Annotated in this window: 24 protein-coding genes and 1 pseudogene; 9 read left to right on the top strand and 16 right to left on the bottom strand. The window is 43.6% G+C overall.

Annotation, left to right across the window (positions count from 1 at the left end; genetic code table 11):
- The first annotated feature begins 549 nt into the window (after positions 1-549).
- The 4 genes from ACED60_RS21275 (at position 550) to ACED60_RS21260 (ending at position 6008) form a co-directional block, all read left to right on the top strand.
- Positions 550-1986 (top strand): coniferyl aldehyde dehydrogenase, encoded by a 1437-nt coding sequence (locus tag ACED60_RS21275; protein ID WP_371728417.1) that lies wholly within the window; start codon positions 550-552, stop codon positions 1984-1986.
- Positions 1983-2561: a TetR/AcrR family transcriptional regulator gene (locus ACED60_RS21270; protein ID WP_371728416.1), complete on the top strand. Its 579-nt coding sequence runs from the start codon at positions 1983-1985 to the stop codon at positions 2559-2561. The genes ACED60_RS21275 and ACED60_RS21270 overlap by 4 nt, the downstream gene beginning before the upstream one ends.
- 495 nt (positions 2562-3056) lie before the next feature.
- Positions 3057-4631, top strand: a complete 1575-nt coding sequence (locus tag ACED60_RS21265) for an ABC-F family ATP-binding cassette domain-containing protein (RefSeq protein WP_371728415.1) — start codon at positions 3057-3059, stop codon at positions 4629-4631.
- Between the two features lie 114 nt (positions 4632-4745).
- Positions 4746-6008: a leucine-rich repeat-containing protein kinase family protein gene (locus tag ACED60_RS21260; protein ID WP_371728414.1), complete on the top strand. Its 1263-nt coding sequence runs from the start codon at positions 4746-4748 to the stop codon at positions 6006-6008.
- 108 nt (positions 6009-6116) lie between these two features.
- Here the strand turns inward: ACED60_RS21260 and ACED60_RS21255 are convergent, their stop codons facing one another.
- From ACED60_RS21255 to thrS, 6 genes are all read right to left on the bottom strand, one after another.
- The gene (locus tag ACED60_RS21255) at positions 6117-6566 is read right to left on the bottom strand and encodes a hypothetical protein (RefSeq protein ID WP_371728413.1); all 450 of its coding nucleotides are present in this window, start codon (positions 6564-6566) and stop codon (positions 6117-6119) included.
- Between the two features lie 68 nt (positions 6567-6634).
- Positions 6635-6949 carry a N(4)-acetylcytidine aminohydrolase gene (gene yqfB / locus ACED60_RS21250; protein WP_009846506.1) on the bottom strand — a complete coding sequence of 105 codons (315 nt, stop codon included), beginning with the start codon at positions 6947-6949 and terminating at the stop codon, positions 6635-6637.
- Positions 6950-7117: 168 nt separating this feature from the next.
- Entirely contained in the window at positions 7118-7471 is a 354-nt protein-coding gene (gene rplT, locus ACED60_RS21245) for a 50S ribosomal protein L20 (RefSeq protein WP_004733517.1), read from the bottom strand.
- A 42-nt stretch (positions 7472-7513) separates the two neighbouring features.
- On the bottom strand, positions 7514-7708 hold the full coding sequence (gene rpmI, locus ACED60_RS21240; RefSeq protein ID WP_004738430.1) for a 50S ribosomal protein L35: 195 nt from the start codon (positions 7706-7708) through the stop codon (positions 7514-7516).
- 104 nt (positions 7709-7812) lie between these two features.
- Positions 7813-8364, bottom strand: coding sequence for a translation initiation factor IF-3 (infC, locus tag ACED60_RS21235; protein ID WP_077680304.1), 552 nt, complete (start codon positions 8362-8364; stop codon positions 7813-7815).
- A gap of 2 nt (positions 8365-8366) precedes the next feature.
- Complete coding sequence (gene thrS, locus ACED60_RS21230; RefSeq protein WP_371728412.1) at positions 8367-10295, bottom strand: threonine--tRNA ligase; 1929 nt, start codon at positions 10293-10295, stop codon at positions 8367-8369.
- Positions 10296-10561: 266 nt separating this feature from the next.
- Here thrS and ACED60_RS21225 point away from each other — a divergent pair.
- From ACED60_RS21225 to ACED60_RS21210, 4 genes and pseudogenes are all read left to right on the top strand, one after another.
- A pseudogene (locus ACED60_RS21225) lies at positions 10562-10783 on the top strand (phage antirepressor N-terminal domain-containing protein); the annotation flags it as partial.
- Positions 10784-10846: 63 nt separating this feature from the next.
- Positions 10847-11038, top strand: coding sequence for a hypothetical protein (locus tag ACED60_RS21220; RefSeq protein WP_371728411.1), 192 nt, complete (start codon positions 10847-10849; stop codon positions 11036-11038).
- A gap of 124 nt (positions 11039-11162) precedes the next feature.
- Entirely contained in the window at positions 11163-12389 is a 1227-nt protein-coding gene (locus ACED60_RS21215) for a hypothetical protein (protein ID WP_210441693.1), read from the top strand.
- Positions 12390-13408: 1019 nt separating this feature from the next.
- On the top strand, positions 13409-13996 hold the full coding sequence (locus tag ACED60_RS21210) for a phage antirepressor N-terminal domain-containing protein (RefSeq protein ID WP_371728410.1): 588 nt from the start codon (positions 13409-13411) through the stop codon (positions 13994-13996).
- Positions 13997-14165: 169 nt separating this feature from the next.
- On the opposite strand, the gene ACED60_RS21205 is transcribed toward ACED60_RS21210, so the two are convergent.
- From ACED60_RS21205 to ACED60_RS21160, 10 genes are all read right to left on the bottom strand, one after another.
- Positions 14166-15482: a hypothetical protein gene (locus ACED60_RS21205; protein WP_371728409.1), complete on the bottom strand. Its 1317-nt coding sequence runs from the start codon at positions 15480-15482 to the stop codon at positions 14166-14168.
- A gap of 330 nt (positions 15483-15812) precedes the next feature.
- Positions 15813-16109 (bottom strand): MarR family transcriptional regulator, encoded by a 297-nt coding sequence (locus ACED60_RS21200; protein ID WP_371728408.1) that lies wholly within the window; start codon positions 16107-16109, stop codon positions 15813-15815.
- Between the two features lie 80 nt (positions 16110-16189).
- Positions 16190-17422 (bottom strand): tyrosine-type recombinase/integrase, encoded by a 1233-nt coding sequence (locus ACED60_RS21195; protein WP_371728407.1) that lies wholly within the window; start codon positions 17420-17422, stop codon positions 16190-16192.
- 1 nt (position 17423) lies between these two features.
- Positions 17424-18398 (bottom strand): hypothetical protein, encoded by a 975-nt coding sequence (locus ACED60_RS21190; protein ID WP_136984890.1) that lies wholly within the window; start codon positions 18396-18398, stop codon positions 17424-17426.
- Positions 18398-18601: a hypothetical protein gene (locus ACED60_RS21185; protein ID WP_017101207.1), complete on the bottom strand. Its 204-nt coding sequence runs from the start codon at positions 18599-18601 to the stop codon at positions 18398-18400. The genes ACED60_RS21190 and ACED60_RS21185 overlap by 1 nt, the downstream gene beginning before the upstream one ends.
- Positions 18598-18966 (bottom strand): phage tail protein, encoded by a 369-nt coding sequence (locus tag ACED60_RS21180; RefSeq protein WP_371728406.1) that lies wholly within the window; start codon positions 18964-18966, stop codon positions 18598-18600. Before ACED60_RS21180 ends, ACED60_RS21185 begins: the two co-directional genes overlap by 4 nt.
- Before the next feature lie 2 nt (positions 18967-18968).
- The gene (locus tag ACED60_RS21175; protein WP_371728405.1) at positions 18969-21710 is read right to left on the bottom strand and encodes a phage tail tape measure protein; all 2742 of its coding nucleotides are present in this window, start codon (positions 21708-21710) and stop codon (positions 18969-18971) included.
- Positions 21711-21822: 112 nt separating this feature from the next.
- Positions 21823-22386, bottom strand: a complete 564-nt coding sequence (locus tag ACED60_RS21170) for a phage tail assembly protein (RefSeq protein WP_371728404.1) — start codon at positions 22384-22386, stop codon at positions 21823-21825.
- Positions 22387-22446: 60 nt separating this feature from the next.
- A complete protein-coding gene (locus ACED60_RS21165; protein WP_136984887.1) occupies positions 22447-22644 on the bottom strand; it encodes a hypothetical protein in 198 nt (65 codons plus the stop codon).
- The gene (locus ACED60_RS21160) at positions 22641-23465 is read right to left on the bottom strand and encodes a KilA-N domain-containing protein (protein WP_136984886.1); all 825 of its coding nucleotides are present in this window, start codon (positions 23463-23465) and stop codon (positions 22641-22643) included. The genes ACED60_RS21165 and ACED60_RS21160 overlap by 4 nt, the downstream gene beginning before the upstream one ends.
- A gap of 183 nt (positions 23466-23648) precedes the next feature.
- On the opposite strand from ACED60_RS21160, the gene ACED60_RS21155 reads away from it, so the two are divergent.
- Entirely contained in the window at positions 23649-24077 is a 429-nt protein-coding gene (locus ACED60_RS21155) for an Arc family DNA-binding protein (RefSeq protein WP_371728403.1), read from the top strand.
- Positions 24078-24179: the final 102 nt, after the last annotated feature.

Raw genomic sequence — 24179 nt, 5'->3', positions numbered from 1 at the left:
CACACTATAGGGCCATCGACAGAAGATACCTCATTGGAATAGCGAGGTATAACCCAACAAAAAACGTTCGAAAACGATTTGTTGGCTGCATTAACCGATATTATTAAGAGTGAGTCCAACCATTGATATTTGTGGTTACGATTACGTTTTTTTATCGTCGACCCGACTTAAAGTGACAGGTAAGGTATTACAAGGTTTTAGGCCAAAAAACAGGCTGAAGTGCATTAGATTTAAAGCACTTTCTAACAAAGAATCAGGTGAATAAAATACCAAAGACACATAAAATTCTTAGCTAACCTGGTCAAGTTAAGTCAGGGTTGTGACAAATATGCGCACTTCCCAATCTGAACTCTCGCTATCACAAACACAACTTGTATCCCGTGATTCGATACCTATAAACACTTCGTTCTTCCAACTAAAACTCGCTCACTTCAATGTTGTAGCCGCTCAATTATTGAACTTTTCTCGTGCATATCTTGTATTCGATTCGATCTTCTTGTAAATTCAACTGACCGACCAATCGGTCAGCCTTAGAATTTAGGGGATACTATGAGCCATAATCTAGACCTTGAACCAACCACGTCGAACATCAACGACATGGATCAAACATTCAACCGACAAAAAAATCACTACCGCAGTAATGTTAATCCAACGCTTGAGCAGAGAAGAAAAAACCTCTCGGAATTAAAAGCGTTGCTAATGCGCTACCAAGGGCAATTGATTGATGCGGTGTCTGAAGATTATGGCCATCGAGCAAAACACGACAGCTTGATTGCTGATATCACCCCTTCTCTTCACCAGATCAATTACAGCCTGAAGAACCTTAAGAAATGGTTGAAGCCATCTCGCAGAAAAGCAGGCTTAATGCTGACACCCGCGAAGATCACCGTTCATTATCAGCCAGTGGGTGTTGTCGGTATCATTGTTCCTTGGAACTTCCCGGTGATGCTCTCTTTAGGGCCCCTCATCACTGCGTTGGCGGCAGGTAATACTGCAATGCTCAAGATGTCTGAGTTCACTCCAGCGACCAACCGAGTTTTAAAAGCCATGTTGGCTGAGGGTTTTAACGAAGATCAGGTTGCGATTATAGAAGGTGAAGCTGACGTTTCCGCGAAATTTAGCCAACTCCCGTTTGATCATATTCTATTCACAGGGTCAACCTCTGTGGGTAAGCACGTAATGAGAGCAGCTGCCAACAACTTAACGCCAGTAACTTTGGAATTGGGCGGTAAGTCTCCAACGATTATTGCCCCTGACTTTGATGTGGCTGACGCCGTTGAACGCATCCTGTTTGCAAAAAGCTTAAACGCTGGCCAGATTTGCGTGGCACCCGATTACATCTTATTGCCACGAGAAAAAGCCGACGCGTTCATCACAGCTTATAAGCAGTACTTCAAAAAGCTGTATAAAGCCGGTATTGAAAGCAAAGACTTAACCTCAGTGATCGATATGCGCCAATACAATCGTTTGAAGGGTGTGATTGCAGATGCTCAGTCTAAAGGTGCGGTTATTCACACTGTCACCGAGCAATCACAAGACGATGTGAACCACAGAATGACGCCACACCTTCTAACCGAAGTGAACGACGACATGGTCGCGATGCAAGAAGAGTTGTTTGGCCCTATTCTGCCTATCGTGCCTTATGACTCTATTGAAGAAGCGATCAGCTACATCACAGCAAGAGAACGTCCACTTGCTCTGTACCTGATGAGTCATGATAAACAAACCCAAGACCAGTTCTTATCGGATACACATTCTGGCGGTGTTTGTATTAACGACTCGCTAGTGCATGTGGCGGCAGAAGATGCGCCGTTCGGTGGCATTGGTCCTTCAGGCATGGGACACTACCACGGCATTGAAGGCTTTAAGACCTTTAGCCATGGCAAAACCGTTCTAAGTAGAGGAAAAATTAACTTCACCAAGTTAATGCACCCTCCTTACAACAACCCAATTAAAAAGATTCTGTTCAAAGTACTAAATAGATGATTACGAAAAGGCAAAAAATCCTAGATGCTGCACTCCTGCTCTTCTCTCAGCAAGGGCTAGAGGGTACATCTACAGGACAAATAGCGAAAACAGCAGGCGTAGCAAAGGCGACACTGTTTCATCACTTTGAGAACAAATCTCTACTGATTGATGAACTGTTTCGTGAACTGAAAATAGAGCTATTTTCTACCCTTGACCAGTACACAGAAATCGCTGAACAAGATCGCTACCAAGCCTTTAAGTTCATGTGGATTACAGGGCTTGAATGGGCGTTAGAAAATCCAGTTGCGATGAAGTTCTTCACTAATGTTCATTTCGACCCAACGACTCAAACTCGAGAAGTCATCGTCTCACAGATGTTCGCATCATTAGACGAGATCATTTTGAAAGGACAAGAAACTGGTGAACTGATGGTATTAGACATCGATCTTGTTAGGCACTTCATCCACAGCCATTTTTTGATTTGTGCAAACTGGTTGATTGAGCAGAATGAGTTACCTCCAGAGCAGTCAGGCAAGTACATCAGCGATAGCTTTGACATGTGTTGGCGAGCTGTCGGCGGACAAAACCTGTAATTTGCACATTATTTGAAGCTCTTGCTTTCAAAGAACACTCTAAAGCGCCTCATGGCTATATCTATATATAGGAATGAGGCGCTTTAATTATTTGGATACATTTTAATCACATCACCATATTGACTTTAAGCACCCTCTTTCAGTACCATCCCACCATCATTTCAAAAGAGAATAACGCCATAATGAAGTACTAACATCCTGACATCCGATTTATTTTTATAAAAATCATTTGGACACTCGGGGTTAGTGGGCGTTACTTCGTCATCTATTTTCGCGACAAACCAAGCTCTTAAAGATCCGTTTTTTGACAAGCTACATCTTTAAGATCAGCACCTTAAAGACAGAAATCAGATCAGCACTCTATTTCCTATCTTTGATTGGTACGCTACCTAAGTAACGTCTTTGGCGATCTATACATAGAATTCTGTGTAGGGTTCTATATAGAAAAAGCGCCTCACCCCTTTTACTCGTTTACACGTAAAGGGAGGTATTTTTATGCCTACTATATTAGCCAACAATCTCTCATTCCAGCTCGATACTGGTGAGTGGTTATTCAAAGACATCACCTTTAGTCTGAGCAGTCGCCTGACAGGCTTAGTCGGAAGAAATGGGGCGGGAAAGTCACTACTGCTTTCGTTACTGGTCGGGCAAACACAACCCACATCAGGCAGCATTTCCAAACAAGGCTCGATCGGCTTTTACTCCCAGTTGCCTTCAAAGCTATTGGATAGCACAACCAGCATTGCTGACTTCTTGGGGATCACCGAAAAGTTAGACGCATTACATGCCATAGAACAAGGCAGCTGCGAACTTCAGCACTTCAATATCGTTGGCGAGGATTGGGATTTACAAGCGAACACAAAGCAACTTTTAGCCACATTGAAAATAACCAGTGGGTTAACCACACCGTGCCATACATTGAGCGGCGGGCAGCTATCCCTATTGCAGCTTCATCGCTTATTCGTATCAAACTACGACGTACTGATTCTCGACGAACCGACAAACCATTTGGATAGCGACGGGCGTAATTGGTTACTAGAACAGTGCCAGTTGTTTGAAGGTAAAGTACTTATCGTCAGTCACGATCGAAGTTTATTGAGACACATGGAAGGGATCTATCACCTCAACAGTTTGGGCATGCGTTTCTATAAAGGAAATTACGATGATTACTTCACGCAAATGTCGAGTCAAAGTGAAGCACTGGACAAGCAAATAACGCATCATCAATCGGAAAAGAAACGACTCGAGCGCCAAGCTCAGACTAACAAGGAAAAAGCACAACAACGTGAGTCTCAAGGTAACCGACTCCGAAAATCGGGTAGCCAACCCAAGATATTATTGGATGCAATGAAAGATAAAGCAGGGCGAACCCAAGGTGCATCGGCAACAAGCCACAAGAATTTAAAGGATCAAAACCAACATAAACTTCAATCTCTTAAAGAACAACAAGAGCAACTGAAGCCACAAGCGTTATACCTACAACAAGCGAATGCTACTAAAAAACACTCACTATTAACTGTTGAAGAGTGTCGCCTAAATTTTGGTTCTGGTGCTCCTATTAGCTTCTCTCTATCACAAGGGGAACGATGCTATCTAGCTGGGGCTAATGGATGCGGAAAATCGACACTATTAAAAGCCATTCACGGCCAACACTCGAGCTATATTGGATCCATTAAGCGCTTAGGGGCGACGGTATACTTGGATCAACACTTTGGCTTGTTAGACACCAACGGCATCATGTTCGAAAGCCTGATTACACACAGCTTTGGGTTAACAGAAAGTAACGCACGAACCTTGCTCGCTGGAATTGGATTCAGGCGAGACTCCGTATACCGAAAAGTGGCTCATTTAAGTGGTGGTGAAAAAATGAAACTGGCGATGTTGATCGTTAGCCACAAGCAAGACACCCCGCTTCTATTACTCGATGAACCGGACAACCACCTAGACATCGACTCAAAGCAAATATTGGCGTCCGCTTTACGTGAATACCAAGGCGCATTTATCTTGGTGAGTCATGACAGCGACTTTGTTGAGGAGGTCGGCGTCAGCCAAAATCATATACGACTTTAACCTTCGTAAATTCGTTCACTTAGTGTAGTTAAGCGAGCATCGTTCCGGTGCTCGCCTTTCTCTATTGAGACAAGTAAACTACACGCCTCGAACATCTATTCATAAGGCTAAGGTTTGCATACTCTAGAACAACTTAAATCAGGGCAACTTAAAGGGATTAAGCACTTAAAACTGTCAGCAGATCTCACCGAATTTCCATTAGAGATCTTAGAGCTTGCCGATTCTCTAGAGGTTCTAGACCTTTATGGAAACCAGCTATCAAGCTTACCAGACGAGCTATCACAGCTGACTAACCTGCGTATCATCTTCGCGTCGAATAACCTGTTCACGCACCTTCCTGATGTTCTAGGTACTCTTCCTAAGCTCGAAATGGTTGGCTTCAAATCTAATCAAATTAAAACCGTCAGCGAGCAATCTTTACCTGCTCAATTACGTTGGTTGATCCTGACAGACAATGCAATCGAGGTTCTCCCTCACTCACTAGGTGAAAGACCACGCCTGCAAAAGCTCGCATTGGCAGGTAACAAGATTCGCATTTTACCAGAAAGCATGGAAAACCTATCAAGCCTTGAGCTAGTTCGTCTGTCTGCAAACCAACTGACTGAATTCCCAGAGTTCCTTATCAAGCTACCAAAATTGGCTTGGTTAGCGTTTGCGGGTAATCCGTTTTGCAAACACCCAAGTAGTTTAGATAGCGTGCCTGCTGTGAGCTCACAATGCTACTCACTCAATCAAGTACTTGGGCAAGGAGCGTCTGGCGTAATTTCACATGCTAACTGGTTAAACCGTGACTTTGATTTCCCACAAGAAGTGGCCGTTAAAGTATTCAAAGGCGAAGTGACCAGTGACGGTTACCCACATGATGAACTTGAAGCATGTCTTCAAGCAGGCCAACATAGCAACCTAGTGAAGTCTATCGCTCAAGTTGATGAAGAGAACTACCTAGCATTGGTGATGGAGCTTATCCCGAGCAGCTACTACAACCTAGGTTTGCCCCCTACTCTTGAAAGCTGCACTCGCGATACGTTCAACGAAGGCTTTGAGCTTTCAATTGCTCAGATTAATAGCATTACCGAACAGATGATTGATGTGTTTGAACACCTTCATGCAAATAAGGTTTGTCATGGTGATCTATACGCACACAACACTTTAGTTGACGAGCAAGGTCAGATGATCTTTGGTGACTTCGGAGCGGCGACTATCTACGGTTATCTTACTGAAGAGCAGCAACAAGGCATTCGTCGAATTGAAGCGCGTGCACTGAAGTTCTTTATTGAAGACCTATTGACGGTATGTACAAAGAAAGACCAAGACAGCGAGCTTTATACTCGATTGGCGAACTTCGAAGCTCAATGGCTTAACTTAATAGCGCGTTGATTAGAAGTACTCGGTCGAATTGAAAACAACAAAGCCAACATCACTGTTGGCTTTTTATTCTTGGAATATCACTTATTCTAATGGACAAGCAAGGTCGGCTAAAAGGGATTAACGCTCAGCCTGCACCAATTTCAGATACGAATGCAGCTCACCATTTTTATATTCCACCGCAGAGTGAATATTGAGATCAGCACGAGCCACAACAGTAAACTGGTAGCGATTCTCGCCCTTCAAAATCTCGACGTGTAACAACCCATCTTTTAGTTGCCACTGCCCTGTTGTTTCAAATCGATCGAACAAACGATATTCAATCAGAGAACCGTCAGCATTGAAGTGTACTTCAGTGATGTAACTGCCGGGGCAACTCTTCACCCAAACTCGATTCTCGATATCACTGACAATGAAGTCACGCTTTGTATCACGCCACGCTAGAAAGCCTTCGCTATCATAAAGAGCAATGTCGAGATCAGTTCTAGAGATTAACGGCTGCTCATTTTGCTCACGACAATAAAGTTGGAGCAAAATTTGCTGAGCTGCACCATTCTGTAATTCACTCATTGTGACTTCCCTTTCTCATTGCTCTGCGTTAGACGCTGTATTGATCAACAAATTCTATTTAAAGCGGGTTACACAAGCTCGTAAGAAACCACATACAGTTGAGAGATACCCGGATAGATATCTTGAATCACACCCTTGAGGACTTCTAGCGTCATGTTCTCTTGCTCCGCATGGAACTCACCTAAGTCATCAAACAAGATTGGTTCTACACTAATGATCTTAAGATTACAGAATACACGTCCCTGCTCTAACGTTGATACTTCTACAACGCTACCTGGCTGGTAATTGCGCTCAGATTCATCGCGAATAGTAATCGTCTTCTTGCCAGAAAGGATGTCAGTTTCAAAACGTTCGAAGAACGTCATAGTAGTCGGTGCGGTCATTTATCTCGGTCGCTTAACATTTAAAGGTTAGGTAAATGTTTATATACCAGAATGCTTGTTCAAGCGAATAAAAATTAGATGCGAGAGAATGCGGCAAAGCCAAATAGCAGGCAATAAAAAAGGAGAACCGAAGTTCTCCTTTTATTAAACCTTTAAGCTAACTCTAAATTATAGAGATGCTTTCGCTTTTTCAACTAGAACAGCAAATGCTGCTTTGTCGAATACTGCGATGTCAGCAAGAATCTTACGGTCGATCTCGATAGATGCTTTCTTAAGGCCATTGATGAAACGGCTGTAAGATAGACCATTTTGACGAGATGCCGCGTTGATACGTGCAATCCAAAGTTGACGGAATTGACGTTTCTTGTTGCGACGGTCACGGTAAGCGTATTGACCAGCTTTGGTAACTGCTTGGAAAGCTACGCGGTAAACACGTGAACGTGCTCCGTAGTAACCTTTAGCTTGTTTTAGAACTTTCTTATGACGTGCACGAGCTTGTACACCACGTTTTACGCGAGGCATTATGCTTCTCCTAAACTAAACGAATTTATAAACTAAAAAGAATTAAGCGTATGGCATCATACGTAGAACTTGAGCAACTTCACATTTAGGAAGGATCGAGTTCGGACGTAGCTGACGCTTGTTCTTAGTAGTACGCTTAGTCAGGATGTGACGTTTACCAGCGTGCTTAAACTTAATACCACCAGCAGTTTTCTGGAAACGCTTAGCAGCACCTTTGTTGGTTTTCATCTTAGGCATGATGAATAACTCCGCATTGTTGAGTTGTTAATAACATAGTAATTAGGGCGAATAAAACCCCGCAACCTGAGGCTGCAGGGTTTAATTACTTGCAAAGCCGTTAATTACTTCTTTTTAGGGGCCAACACCATGATCATCTGGCGACCTTCAATTCTCGTTGGGAAAGATTCGACAACTGCAAATTCTTCAGTATCTACTTTCAAACGATTAAGAACGTCAACACCGATTTCTTGGTGAGCCATTTCGCGGCCACGGAAGCGAATTGTTACCTTCACTTTGTTGCCGTCTTCAAGGAAACCAGTCAGGTTGCGTAGTTTTACCTGATAGTCTCCAATATCAGTTCCAGGTCGGAATTTAATTTCCTTGATCTGAACCTGCTTTTGCTTTTTCTTCTGCTCTTTCGCAGCTTTGCTCTTCTCGAAGAGGAACTTACCGTAGTCCATCACACGACAAACTGGCGGCTCGGCGTTAGGGCTGATCTCTACAAGATCCATACCAGCTTCATTTGCAGCTTCCATCGCTTCAGCGATTGTTACTACACCAACAGCTTCGCCGTCTGCGCCAGTTAGACGCACTTCACGAACGCCACGAATGTCACCGTTTAAACGGTGCTGGTTTTGTTTGGCCGGTTGTTGGCCACGTCTTCCGCCTTTAATAGCTATTCCTCCAGATTGAGCTTACGGCTTGAAACCTCGGCTTGGATGTATGAAATAAAGTCATCCACTTTAAATTTGCCAAGGTCCTTACCTTTACGTGTACGTACTGCAATTTCGCCGGCTTCCATTTCTTGGTCACCACACACAAGCATGAACGGTACACGTTTCAAAGTATGTTCGCGGATTTTAAAGCCAATCTTCTCATTTCTCAAGTCTGCTTTGACTCTAAATCCACTTTTTTGCAGTTTTTTCGCAATTTCTTGTACATATTCAGACTGTTTGTCTGTAATGCCCATAACAATTGCTTGTTCTGGCGCCAACCACGTTGGGAAGAAGCCAGCGTATTCTTCAATAAGAATACCGATGAAGCGTTCTAGTGAACCTAAAATCGCGCGGTGAATCATAACTGGCGTGTGACGCTCGTTATCTTCACCTACGTAAGTTGCACCTAAACGTTCTGGTAATGCAAAATCGAGCTGCACTGTACCACATTGCCATGCGCGGTCCAAACAATCATGCAAAGTAAATTCAATCTTAGGTCCGTAGAACGCACCCTCGCCTTCTTGAATCTCGTATGCAATCTCCATCGCCTCAAGCGCTTGCTTAAGATCGGCCTCTGCACGGTCCCACATTTCGTCTGAACCTACACGCTGTTCTGGACGAGTAGATAGCTTAACAACGATATTTTCGAAACCGAAAGTTGTGTAAGTATCGTAAACCATTTCAATACAAGCTTTAACTTCTTGCTGAACTTGGTCTTCAGTACAGAATACGTGAGCATCATCTTGAGTGAAGCCACGAACACGCATAATGCCGTGAAGTGCGCCAGACGGCTCGTTACGGTGACATGAGCCAAACTCAGCCATACGTAGCGGTAGATCACGGTAAGATTTCAAACCTTGGTTAAAGATTTGAACGTGGCCAGGACAGTTCATTGGCTTGATCGCGTATTCACGGTTCTCTGAAGAAGTCGTGAACATCGCTTCAGCGTACTTATCCCAGTGACCAGAACGTTCCCAAAGAACACGGTCCATCATTAATGGGCCTTTAACTTCTTGGTAATCGTACTCAGTCAGCTTCTGACGAATAAATACTTCTAGCTCACGGAAGATAGTCCAACCGTTGTGATGCCAGAACACCATGCCTGGTGCTTCTTGCTGCATGTGGAATAGATCTAAGTGCTTACCGATTTTACGGTGATCACGCTTAGCCGCTTCTTCTAGGCGCACTAGGTGAGCCTTAAGCGCTTTCTTGTCGTGGAATGCAGTGCCGTAGATACGTTGAAGCATCTTGTTGTCACTGTTACCACGCCAGTAAGCACCCGCTACGTTAAGTAACGTGAAGTGTTGGCAGAAGCCCATATGTGGAACGTGTGGACCACGACACATATCGATGTATTCTTCATGATGGTACAGGCCTGGACGTTCGTCTTTAGAAACGTTCTCATCCAAGATTTCGATTTTGTAAGTCTCGCCGCGAGCTTCGAATGCGTCACGCGCTTCCTGCCAGCTAACTTTCTTCTTAACAACCTGATATTTGGTCTTCGCTAGCTCTTTCATACGCTTTTCAATCTTTTCTAGATCTTCTTGCGTTAGAGAGTGCTCAAGGTCGATATCGTAGTAGAAACCGTTATCGATGGTAGGACCGATCGCCATTTTCGCTTCTGGAAAAAGCTGCTTAATCGCGTGGCCTAAAAGGTGAGCACAAGAGTGACGAACGATCTCAAGGCCATCAACTTCATCTTTAGCTGTGATGATTTCTAGGCTTGCATCGTTTTCGATAAGATCACAAGCATCAACACGCTCGCCGTCTACACGACCAGCAATGGTTGCTTTCGCAAGACCAGGACCGATTGATAGGGCAACATCTAGAGTTGATACAGGGTTGTCAAATTGACGCTGACTACCGTCAGGAAGAGTAATAATTGGCATTATTTGTCCTTTACAGTGGTGTTGCACACCAAGCAACACATGAAAATTATTTAATATATTCAATTCAAAAAGTTAAAAAACTTAATGGGGATATATGTAAGAATTGGTACAAATTTAGGCACAAATACAGATGCGCCTTTATAAGTACCGGGGCATTGTAGCGAATTAACATGAAATAACAATGCTGCACTTAAAGCAAAGCATGAGAACTATGTCTTTATTTCTTTCTAGGTTAAATGTAGGCACCCCTTCCTGAGAGTCTGTGAATTTTCATTACTACTCGTTACCAATCCCGCAAACTTGATAGTAATAAAGAAAGGTGGAGTGCTGCTTTTATAGCAACAGTTGCTCAAGATTCTAAAAACCGCGATTTACTCTGCATCCCGCTTCGAAAACTCTTTGGTTGGCTCCAAACACTTCAACCAAATCGAATCCGCAACAAAGTAATCCAATACCAAAACGAATGTGACGATGTTCTTTGGCGATACTGGAACCAAGAAACCAACCAACTCCCCACCCCAAGTACAATCCCTGTTACCACCAAACTTTTAATGACATTAGAAAATGGCCGCGTGATCGGTACTGTTCCGATTGGTGATGATGTGATGGTATTCGAGCGCTCAAGGCTTCCAGAATTGCTACGTGAGCCTGGTTACTTTTCTATTGAGGATTACGCGAAAATTGCTGAGACGGCGAATTCTAAATTGGCGGATCTGCTGGCTGTGAAAGGAAAGAGATGGTGAGTTTAAATGATTAAAGGCGCCGATTCAGTACAAGCAACAAATTATAATTTATTTAATTAATTAATAACGTTAGATAGCCTGATGGGGATATATGTAAGAGCTGGTACAAATAAGGAATTTTATAATGAGAACACTCTTATCATTACTAGCATTAGTGTCTGCGAGTACAATTGCGGGAGTAAGTACAATCTCCTTAGGGAATGGCTCACCAAATATATCTTCTTCAACTGTGAAGCCAAATTCTATAATTAAAGATGGCTACGAATACGATTGGGATAACTTAGCTACAAATGATGTAAAAACTATAACGGTGTCCGACCTTGGTATCGAATTCAAAACCGTCACAGATTACAATGAAACCTATTGGGGGAGTAACCTAATTAGATCTGAGTCCAGTGCCTTTATGTTAAAAATTAGGAAGAATGAAACATTCAGATTGGATCATGCAATAGTTGTTGTGAAATACAAAAATAAGAATGGAGAATATTATCGAAACCCTATCAATAATTCGATTGAAATCACCAATACCAAAATAAAACGATTTAAGCATAAAATGCCGATGTTTCAAAGACCTGCTTTCGTAAAGGAAAAGAAGAATGGTGATGGGTATAGTTATCTAGAAATGATTGAATTAGAAAAGGGCTATAGAGTTGACGATAACTATGAATATATAGAGTTCTCTGTTCTTCAAACATCAATCCCACAAGGATATACACCTGCAGTTACTTTGCTTGCTGCAAATGAGTATAATCATACTAAGCATCAAGTTATAGCTCAAAGTGCGATTTGCGACCCGGGCTGTCCAACTCCGGATAATTGGCGTCAACCAGAGCCAATGTCAGTGCAATTAGGTATTAATGTCCAAGTACCTTATGCCTCTGCAAGTTTCAGTGTTACAACTAACTTTAGCGAAGTTGAACCTTCGGCTTCGGTAGGCGGCTCCTTCACAAACGCAGACGTAGAAATGGAAGCATATGCAGCTTTTTACAATAGTGATGACTTGGATGCCATCATGTATGGTCCCAGTATAGTTTCAACGTTTGATGTAAACCCAGTGGTAGGTTTAGGAGGTATTTTGATGTCTAGTACTGATTTGTCGATTCAAGGCATTGGAGTCACGTTAGGTTTAACTGGAATTCCTGACGTTGATATAACTGGATCCGTTGGTTTTGAACCCACTCCGTCAGATGATAATAATGATTCTAACGACTCATCGGATAACCATAATCCAAATTTTGGAGGACATGGTGACACCCAAAATGGTAACGACAATGAGTCTGGCCACTCTGGGGGTGTGAATGAAAATAGTGACGGTGGGGTTGGCGTAAACAGTCCTTGGGGAGGGCGTTAATTAGATGCTTAGCGAGATTGTTGTTATTGGTATGCTAATAGTGAATATCCTAGTTTTCACTAGTTTTAAACTAGGATTATTTAAGATAAAAAGCTATAAATTGGCATTGGCTATATATAGATTGAATCTATTACTTACAGCGATATTGTTTGTTCCAATGATTTCTATATTTTTTAATTATTTTGACGTACCTAATAAGGATTTCCCTTTAACTAGCAAAATAATTTTATCTGTTGGCGCTTTTTTTAGTGTTAGTTTATCTATGTACAATACAACCATTTGCAAATATTGCCGAAAGATTGCCCATTCGAAAAAATTATGGTCAGTTCCGAAGCATTGCCCTCATTGTAATAAAACACTCTAGCCTTTAGAGTGTGTATGCATATGGTATTATCCATAACAAATTTGACTTAAAGGCAGAAAGCCACCAAATGGCTTAAAAGCGAACTCATACTTGTATATTTGTACAGTTACAATGATAAGGCAAGTGTTACTATTTGCCTTTGCCCTTTCGTATTGATCCAATTTAGCTGTTTAAAGCGTTGCCAATATGCACCATGACACTTACAAAGTTTCTGCATAGTGCATTTTGTGCAATGGGACTGAAACAGGTAGCCCTTAACTAGCAACACTGAGTAGTGCAGCTTTGGCTGGCCCGCCTTGGAGCGGTAAGACCAATCTCGTTTAATCTACCACCACACAACCACTCACCTTTAAATTCCCACTGTTTTGCATCTTGATTTATTACACTCATCGACTCATAATGAAACTTCATTGGCAAAATCCAATGACAGGTTTGGTCACCTGAAGTTTTTACGTAGGCGTGTATTCGCCAGCTTTCTGCTGGTTTTTTTATGCGCGCGTTTTAGCACACCCAAATTATGGTGGGCTGGATGGAGTCGCTTCGGCGAGCCGTTTCCTGCGTAGACGGTATGACCAAACTCTGTTCAGTTCACCACCCAATGTTTGGTCATATTGCGTGGTGATATTTACATAAAACTACGTAGATGGAGGCTCTTATGCCTAACCAAATCAATGTACCTTTCCACGGTTCAAACCTAATCGTTATCAACCACGATAGCGAGGCCCACATACCAATGAAGCCAATTGTTGAAGGTATGGGTTTAGATTGGAGTTACCAATCCCGCAAACTTGGTAGTAATAAAGAGAGATGGAGTGTTGCTGTTATAGCAACAGTTGCTCAAGATTCTAAAAACCGCGATTTACTCTGCATCCCGCTTCGAAAACTCTTCGGCTGGCTCCAAACACTCCAACCTAATCGAGTCCGCAAAGAAATCCGCGACAAAGTGATCCAATACCAAAATGAATGTGATGATGTTCTTTGGCGATACTGGAACAACGAAACCAATCAGCTCCCTACCTCAACTCCACCCCGTGTTACCACCAAACTTTTAATGACATTAGAAAATGGCCGCGTGATCGGTACAGTTCCGATGAGTGATGATGTGATGGTATTCGAGCGTTCAAGAATTCCAGAACTGTTGCGGGAGCCTGGTTACTTTTCTATTGAGGATTACGCGAAAATTGCTGAAACAGCGAATTCTAGGTTGGCGATGTTGTTAGCGGCGAAGGGAAAAAATTGTTGAGTTGAATAGATAAAGGCGCCAATTGGTGCCTTAGTCGTTTGTATGACTCTTCTGCTTTCAAAAAATCAACAACTTGCATAACTCGCCTCGCAACATCTAGGCTAGCTTTATCAAGCTTTACCCAAGTAGGAATAAGTTGGGTATCTTTAAATGACAGCTTACTTTGTGCTCATTGATCGACAAAAAAGCTAGCCACTTTATTAAATACTTGTTTAAAAATTGAGGGCTTCTCAACCACGGGCTTTATTGGATGCTTATCAAGTTTGGCGCTTGACTCTGGCTTAACATCAAAAGTCACCGTTTTTTGTTTTGCTTTGTCTACATCCACAGTTATTTGGGGTTCTGTTGACGTTTGTGAGTTCAAACCATCAATGACTTCATGAGACTGAATATTGGAACTATTGTCAGAGGTTGACGCTTCATGGTTATCATCCGGTTTAAGCTGCTGGATTTCTATGGGGCCCCCTAAATATTCGTTTCGTGGAGGTAGGTTTTCTTCAATTTCTTCGACGAAAGGTATGTTAGGTTGGACGCGTGATGAATTTTCGACTGGCGGAACAGTTACCTCCGCTTTTCTGTTAAAGCCCAAATAGTTGTTTTCTAATTTTACTCGCTCTCCCGTAAACACATACAGGAACTGGGCATAATCGCATTCAAAAATATGCTTCTCAGACTCATTTTGTCTACCAATAAAGTAAACTGAAGCTACTTCGTTTTTTTTCTGTGCCAGCGCCGCAAATCTCTGAGCTCTTTTCAGTTCATCTACGATTGCATTACGTTCACGATTAGACCACTCGTTACAACATAGCTTTAACTCAAACCATTTTGAACTTTGAGGTTCTTTCACATTTAGAGTTATAGAAATGACGTCCTCAGAGGTGAATAATTCAGAGGTATACCTAAGGTCTGCGTAAAAAATGTGACCCGGTTTGTAAGACTCTATATTGCTCCAATTAAAAATCTGTTGAAAAACAAAACGATATTTACCTTTGACATCAGGTAACGTCAATGGCTCCAAGGCGTTATTCTCAACATCTTGCATATAAAAAATTGTTGCCGCTGCGACACTACTTGAAAGCTTACCCTGCCCCTTACCGTTGCCCTTCTTACCAGTAGAATTACCATTTTTTGTATTTGTTAATGTATTACAGGAACCGGGTCCACCGTTTCTTTTTAGTTCACTGTCATCTTTTGGTAACGTGATCTCAACGACTTTAGGCAAAACCCAATTCTTTCTACCTTTAGCGTCAATAGCTTCTCTACCGCCAAATTCAGGTGAGAAGCAACACCCCATGCTATGTCCATCGAGATACTTATAATATGGCTGATAAACGTTATGCTCTTTATATGAACAAGGAGTGGCTACATATCTACAAAGTGGATTGGGACAAAAGTACTTTGATTTTTCAATATATACGTTTGGAAACTCTTTGAGCATAAAAGCGTATTCAATATTGTCTGATGTCTCATTATATGCTCGATCCATTTATGACCTCCAAACCAAATATTCCAATTTGTTTCATATGTGAGATGGAATTGCAATTTTTATAAAATTAACCAGACAAATATTAGGCATTGATCGAATTCACTGGCGTTACGCATCACGCTCAGTCTTGGTTCTTCCAGCAATATTGTAAAAATCTTAGGGCTGGTGGTGACCATACAACCCGAAAAATTTTCATTTCGCGCGGGTTGGACGCGTTTGAACATTCACAGGCTCCAGAAGAACCTATCTAACTAATTTATATACATAATTTAAAATCACCCGTAAGTTCTCATAACAGCGACAACACACTCAAACGTTCGTTTGATACGGTCAGCGAGAAACCAAACGACGATACCGAAACTCAACTCCCCCAAAATCTAACCCAACATTGACTCTTGTTAGGTAGCATCTCAGATATAAACTTCTCAAAAGAGAACTTGCCCAACTTGGTGACAAATCGCATCGCTTAGCAATAAGTTGCGCTGTCACTTCTTCATGCTGTTTTATCGAATCCAATACTTTTAATTGTGTCTTACTTAACCTCACCCATTTCACCTGGTGCGGAGCTAGCCGCGCAGCCTTCGCTAAAGCGTGATTAAAATCACATTTTCCCTCAAAATTACCCATACTAATACTGTCCTCTGCAATTATGATCTAGATGGTTTTTACTTGTTGATCTAACCGATCATTTTCAATGTGAACGTTTTTTAAAAATCAGCAATAAAACAGTCTCGCCAGCAATTTTTTAGCCAAGAATGATACGTTTTAAGGGCTTCTGACTTCTGCAGCTCGATGTGAGTGTGAATATACGCTTGCTCCAGTTTTCCCTTTGCATGATTCAATAGCGTTTCTGCAACCAGGTAATCAATCCCGATATCAGCCCACACAGTACGCGCTAACTTTCTTAAGTCATGAGCGGTCCATTTGCCATTCGCTATAGCTCTAATCATCTGACAGGCATCAGCGCTTGATACTGGGCGTTGATCTCGCTTGGAAGAAGGAAATAGATTGTTCCCTTTGTAATGATTCGCCAATTGCCAGGCTTTATAGGCCTGCAGCAGACTGACCCATTCATCGGTGAGTGGATATAAGATCTCTTTTCTTGTCTTCGTATCACGTATCGGGATCTTCCAACGCTTGGTGACAAAACAAATGTTGCACCACTTCGCTTTGCGCGTTTCACCAATGCGGGTACCGTGGCTAACCATCATCAAACACAACATCCGAGTCAACGGCACGGCTTGACCAAACAGCTCAAGTAAGCCCGGTATATGCCCAACGAGCAAATTACATCCCTTTGGTTTGATTTTGGCCTTCACAAAGTCAGTAAACATCATGTCATTGAGCGGGTTATGGCCGATTTTGTTCATCTTTTTCGCCTGGTTGAATGCGACTTTTAACGCCTGAAATATAGAGCGAATATAACTAATTGAGTACAGCCCTTCGCGTAGAGGCTTCATCAACTGTTTTTCAATTTCACGATGTGAAAGCCCAGCAATCTCAACACCGTGAAGACGGGAAACCAGGTGTGAGTCAATCATGGCTTTAAGCGAACTCAGCCGGTCTTTGGATAAATGTCCGTTTCGCGTCTCCATATCTAAATACCAAACCAGCAACTCATCGACGGTCATAAATTCATTAGAGCGAGATCTGGTGCCAATGGAGAGCTCTTTTACTATATGCTCGATAACGTCTGGGATGTGTTTTGCGCTCAAGTTAGGGTATTTCCCAAAAACATGAGCGGTCTGATTGCCACCTTTGTATTCATAAAACACCCAAGATCCTTGTTGTCTGTTTTTCTTGTAGCGCAGGTACACTGAGTACCGTTCGTCTTTCAGCTGCTTCACATGGGGCAGTTTTGCATGCCTCTTAATCTGCGCATCAGAAATCTTACAGCGAACGGTCGCAACATGATGAACACCAGAATTCAACTTAATCATTCTATTCTCCTGTTAAGGTGGCTTTAATACTCATGCGCCTTGGTTGTAAGCCTTGGCCTGAAAACGAAACGCTGTCTATTGAGCACGTTCCTTGGAATGCACCAGGGAAAGAGCTATCGAGAATCAATAGCCCCTCCGCAAATACCGCTGGGTTCGGCGGCGCTTCGATACTGAGCTTTCGTCCCTCTCGCTGCATTCGTCTGAGTTCGCTCGCGCATGCCTGCTCTGCTTCTTGTTGACTGTTTCTGTCTTTACCTATCGATTTAAATGGCGCCTTACCTTTTCTCACTTCCTGTCGAGTGCCGTCCTCAGTCGAAAGATAAAATGCCTTAACACCGGCGACATCCGTTCGTCCATCGAGGTCGATACTCACGTTGATGAAATTCGGAAGTTGTGGCTGATTACCACTGGGCTGCGATAACGTGATGGTTTCAATGTCTTTGCCACTGGCGCTTCTGGCTTCCCCCTTGGGAGCAAAAATAAAGCGACCATCGATAGGTTTAGCGACAGCATCATATTGCTTAGCCAGCCGGTACAAAAACGAAGGCGTACTTTCATCAGTGCGATCGACATGCGCGATTTCAATTTTTTGTAATCTCGGATGCACAAAAGTTTGAAAGCCATGAGGGGTCACATTATCCGCAACAACTTGAGCCAGTGTTGTCTTGTCCCAGCTCATCGATTTACGCTCTCGATAACCGGTTTCATCTTTAATACTGAAAGGGGCGACAGACAACACCAAAGTCACTTCTCGGGGATGTAAGCTGATGGAACGTTTCGATATTTGAAATTCATCACGCAGCACTTCACCCAAATAGACTGAGTACTTTTCTCCCTTCGGGGGAATGCCGTCAATGTCATCAGAGTTGATCGTTAAAGAAAGGCTATCCCCCTCAATCCCGTTGCCATCAGATAGACGCCACGATTTAAGGCGAGCCAATAACAGTTCGCTATTTTTGCCGACTAGTTTGAACATTAGTCCCAAGACCTCGTAACAGATTGAGTGGGTTTCACCGTAGATATTTCAGGAATATGGACATGGGTATCTACAGTGAAGGCATCACCACGGACATGCGGATTAAGGCGATAAAACGCGATCTCTAACTGATCGCTGTCTTGACCTGTTTGTTTAAAGAGTAAATCAGTGATTAATTCCCCTTTACGCGCAAATATTTTCATCCACGGTACTCCAAGAGCTGCAAAGACATATCCGTCACCATGGCGCGCCCATCATGAATAAGCTCACTGCGCCCCTCTTTAATCTGTTTGATCGTCCAACGGCCCAGGTTAAAACCTTGACCGTCACTCACTTGTTGAGGCTCATCAATCAAGGCACGAATCACGTCCACGGACTTAGCGGCCCTGTATTGAAGCCACTTTGCTGTAACATCTATCGTTTCAAGTGGTCTGCCCGTTCGCTCTGAACGCGCATTATCAATGAGGCCGACTTCGGAGTAAGCGCCTGCCGTTGTTCTATCAAACTTCGTTATGGGCGTTTTATCTCCAACCGAAAACACGAACTCCCCAATCACTAAATGATGCATGGTTATCCTCTATCAATGGCTGACACGTTAATGGAATCGTCGATGGTAAGCCCCGTTAAAGAGTCATATTGGGACTTCATTTGTTGGTCAATTTGAGCGGTAACCTGGGCTGCAATTTTCTGTTCATCCATACCTGGTGCGGCCTGAATAGCGACGTCAGTTTTAAAGATGACATTGGGGGTTTGACGGAGGAGAGATTCGTTTTTTTCTTTCTCGACTAACTTTTCAGATACCGTTTCCGAAGCCATGAGTTTATCGTCGGGCGAATCCAGCTTATCGCCAAACCATCCCCCTAAAAACTCACCACCAAGATCGCCTAATAACGAACCGGCTAAACCGCCTATCACAGTACCGACACCAGGGAAGACCATAGTTCCGATAGTCGCGCCAAGACTGGCCCCTCCGATGCTGCCAAGTAGCCCACCACCTTCGGACAAGGCGGTTTTGGTATCGCCTTCGGTGACGGCCGTTGCGATATTGCCGGCACTGATCGCCATATCAAGCGGCCTAAGTAATTTGCCTAAGCCTGCTTTACCCGCACCTTGAGCCACATCACCAACTAGCGCGATGCCATCTTGCGCCATCGCAACGCTTGGCATCATCGCTAATGCGCCACCGCCTAACGATAATGGCAAAGCGCCACGGTTGGCCGTCATCATTGTGCTCGCCATGTTGTAAGCTCGAGCAAGTGGGTTTCGTGAACGTAACTTACGTGGAGGCATTCGGCTTTTTGACCGACGACCACTGGCACCCAAACCACCGCCACTTCCTCTCCCGCCACGACCAGAGCCCATACTCATCATGGCTCGGTTTAACCGGCTAAGTTGTTTCGTTGCAAAAGCCGCGGCTCGGCCACTTTGTTGGGTTTCTCGGTTTAAGCCCTTTCGAAACAAGCGCCCTTTATCGAGGGTATTACCAAAGATAAGGGAGGCGGCTTTGCCTGCTAACATCGCGCCTTTGAACGCCAATAAGCCAGCAACACCAATTCCAACCGCAGCCGTAACGCCCTGGTTAGCTTCGGCAAAATCCGCCAATAGATTGATGCCATCACCTAATGGCTCAAGTACCCAATTGAGCGCAGGTAAAAGAGCGGTACCAACGATCACGCTTAAACGGTTCACCTTGTTGATGAACTGAGAAATGCCGTTTTCACTGGTGTTTATTCGCGCCTCATATTCGTCTTGTAATGACTGAATATGAACGTCTTGCCCTTGCTTAGCTAACTTGAGCGTTTTACGAAATAGATCCGTGTTACCCGCCAGTGAAGCCACAGCCCCTTTCGCTTCTTCACCAAAGATTTGAGTGATTAATGCACTTTGCTCTTCTAATGGCGCATCTCTTATGGCTTCAAGCACTTGCAATAACGTCCCCGAAGCATCATTTTGCATTGATGTGGCGAGCTCTACTGAATCGAAACCTACGGTTGATAACGCGGTTTGCTGCGCTTTGGTTGCTGCACCGCCAAGAGTGAGGCGACCTGAAATATTCTTAAGTGCGGTTGCAGAGCGTTCTTCCCCCATACCTGCAGACAACATCGACGCCGAAAGCGCCGCGGCTTCATTAGCGGAGAACCCCGCCATTTTGGCAGACGCGCCTTGCCTAGCCATTACGCCTGCAATGTCGCTAGCTTTCGCATTCGAGTTGTTCGATAAATGGTTGGCAAGGCCCGCAAGGCCCATCGCACCATTTTGATCTAACCCTAATGCGGCTTTAAATACCGCGAGGGTTTCACCCGCTTGGCCTGCTTCCATATCGAAAGCGACACCCATTTGTGCAGAATCGAGCACGAACTGTTTTAACTCGGCTTTGTCTTTGATGCCGCTTTGCCCACCAGCTGCCAACATAGCGTTGATGTCATTGGCTCTCATCGGTGTTTCAGTAGAGGTTCTTAGCGACCAATTACGCATGGCATCTGCTTCTTCAGGGGTCATATCGACCACCTTTTTCACATCAGCAAACGAGCTTTCGTTCTTTACTGCCGACCACACCGTCGCCGCTATTGGTGCAGCAGCCATGGCAAGCGACGTCGCTTGACCGCCAATCTCACTCAATTTTGCATCGCGAGTATCAATGCGTGATTGAATTGATTTCATCTCTTTCAAGTGACGGTTTTGTTTGGCGATAGCCGCTGTGGCCTTTTCTGCCTGAGCTTCGAGCTTTCTTTGCTCATCACTCATACGGCCAGTATTGATCCCAGACTCTTTTAACGCGGCGCCCAGCCCTCTGAGTTTATCGCGCTGCTTGTTTTGGCTATCGGTTAGCTGGGTAACCCGTTTACCTGCCGCTTTATAGGCCGCATTCAGCTCATTGGTTTTCACCTTGCCCTGGTGAATCTCATCGTTAAACGAATCTAGCCGTTTTTGCGCTTCGTATAACCGATTCTTTAAATCAATGGCCCCTTCGCCCGAGGCCTTTTTCAGTTGAGAATTGAGGCTTTTTATCTCCGCTTGTGTCTTACTGTATTCAACCCGAAGACCCGAAGTTCGCTGTTTGTTGTCTTCCAGTTCTTGACTAAGGCGAGTCACCTTCGCTTTAGCATCCTCAAGCTGACCGGCTAACTTAGCGGCTCGCTTGCTGGCAGACTCAAAACCATTTAATTGCTTGAGCTTGCCATTAAGTGAGATCACCTCTCCACGCTGGCTTTCAAGTGCCGCGGTTAACCGCTCTGTGGCTGTGGTCGTTGAAACAATGTCCTCAAGACCATTGACGGTGGTATTCAGAATGAGGTTAATTTTCTCGGACATTATTTCACCCCAAGTTTGGCGAGAATAAGCTCATAACGACGCACCGCGACATCTTGTGGCCATCGCCTTAGTTCAGACTCAGATGTATTTCGGTGCATTGGAACGAGGTCGATTAGGCTCTCAACGTCATCGGGCGAAAGTACGCCGCCGATTGTTGAAAAAAAGCGCCCACCTGCGGTTTTAGCGCCAGATAATCATTGATTGAGAGAAAATCAAGATCGGACCTTTGCAAGCCCGTGATCACCTCAAACATGAAATCTTCACGCGCTCGCTCTTCGGTGATGTCCGCCAACGCTTCGGAATGCGCGACTTTAGGAATGGCAAACTTCACCTTATTAATCTTGTCACCTACTTCATTTTCGAAAGGATGCAGCAAGGCAAACTCTACCGACTTACCATTAAGCTGATCACCCTGCTGTTCATCTGATGGTTTTAGAATCAAATCACAGATATCGTCATAGAGCTGATTGAAGTCAGGCACCGCTAAGGTTTCGAACTCGTCTTTGGTCACATCACTGCACGCCATAATCACGGCTTTACGTTGTTCGAAGAGCTGTTTAGCCGTGAGTTCTTGTTCGGCTTCGATGTGCGGCAGCTTACGGAACTGCACAACAGGGATCGTTTTAAGGGTCACGCTTTCACGCGAGAAAAAAGTCAGTTTGCTTTGATTTTTCATGAATTTTTCCCATAAAAAAAGCCACCCGATTTGGGTGGCTTAGGTTTTGATTGGGTAAGGTCAGTGAGTCTGACAAACCAAATTTCTTAGCTTGCGCTCTTGAAAATCAGCTAGCTGAATAACACCTTCAATAGCTGAGTACTGATCCGTTTTTCGCTCTTGGCCTTCAAGCACAATACAGAGCATTGAAGAAATACTGCGAAATGATATCAGAGCGTGCTCAATATCTTCCCATTCTGGGTGAGCAGTTTTACTCATGCAACCACCCCTTCCTTACCAAGCTTAAGGTGGGTGTACTCACCACCCCAACTCTTTTTCATTGGTAGCTTACGTTGTAGATACAGTTCATATAGCTTAGTGGCACCTTTTTGCAATAAGATTGGAGTGGCAGTTACAAAAGAGTCATACCCATGCATAGATATTATGTTCTCCTTTTCTGTCATATAGTTATCTCTTGCATAACTCGCAACACGATAACCAGACTTTTTTCCGCGCTCTCTATACACCCACCCTAACTCAACAAGAAAAGCGTTGATTTGTTGGACGTTAATACCATTAAGCATTCGGCCAAACTGTGGAGCGGTCAATCCATCTTTAAATAAGTTTTCAAGCCCTTCGATTTTTTCAGCTTGTTCTTTGTTTTCTACCCTAAGAACATCACGCTCTTTTGAGGCTTCTAAAGCAATCTCCAATATCTCGGTTGTGGTTAGCTCAGGGCGTTCTACTTGTTTAGAGTCTAAAAACGCTTGATTGACTGTTAACTGAAAACGAGGGCTGACCCAACCAGCATATGAGATTGCGAGCAATTCATGTGCATAGGTACCAGGATTTATCCCTCCCTTTACAGAACGAACAGATTCCGTAGCTAACCCCAAATTCGGGGTTAGGTCTAATTCGGAAACCAACGCTTTCGTAGAAGCATTTTCTAACCACTTATTTGGCGCTTTACTTTTCCCGAGATCGCTAGCTTTATGTAAATCATTTAAGTTGTAACGGCCCATATCATCGACACGTATCTCTATACCTGCAATGACAGGCATCTGATTCGGTGCTATGATATTAACTTGTTCATTTCTCATATTTCCCTCCAAGGAATATTGAATTGAATCTAAACCTCAGTGTTAGTGCACTGGGGTTTTTTCATTTCTACACTTCTAATCCCCCACCTTCTTTCTCCTGCTCTATAATAGTAGCCAAGTGCTACCATTGAAGAATAGTAGTAAGTGGCTATTATTGCCAAAGATTGTTTTCAGGAATTTTATATGAGCCAACGTCCTCCTCAAATAAACGTACGTATGCCAGAAGATCTAAAGCAAAACCTTCATTTAGCAGCAAACGAACACAATATCTCCGTAAACTCCGAGATTGTTAGTCGTTTGAGCACTTCATTTTTAAAAGAACAACCTACGCAATCGAAACTTCCAAACGCAAGCGAAGCAAAAGAAAAAGCATTAGCGAGTAAAGACTCTCTTCAGTTGAATTTACTGAACCAAATTACGAATGAAGTCCACCGCCGCTCCGCACTTGGGCTCTTTACCGCTTACATTTCTCTAGACGAGTTTGAACTGTGCGATGGTGAAGAGCCTGTCGTCGAGGCCGTCATAAAACCCATAATCTCATCATTGGTCGATTCCGGTTACACGCTCCCGTATGACTGGGATGCGAGTGGCTTTATGATAGCTTGGGAATAAACTCTGTTACGCCAAAATAACCAATAGTTATTCGCATTAACAAGCTCAAACCAATCGAGCAAGATAAAAACAAACGACCCTTTACCCTGCCACTGGTCGAGG

This window comes from Vibrio sp. 1F279 (assembly GCF_041439815.1).
Classification (GTDB): Bacteria; Pseudomonadota; Gammaproteobacteria; order Enterobacterales; family Vibrionaceae; genus Vibrio; species Vibrio tasmaniensis_A.
The sequence above is the reverse complement of the archived record's forward strand: the minus strand, read 5'-3'. Positions and strand labels throughout refer to the sequence as shown.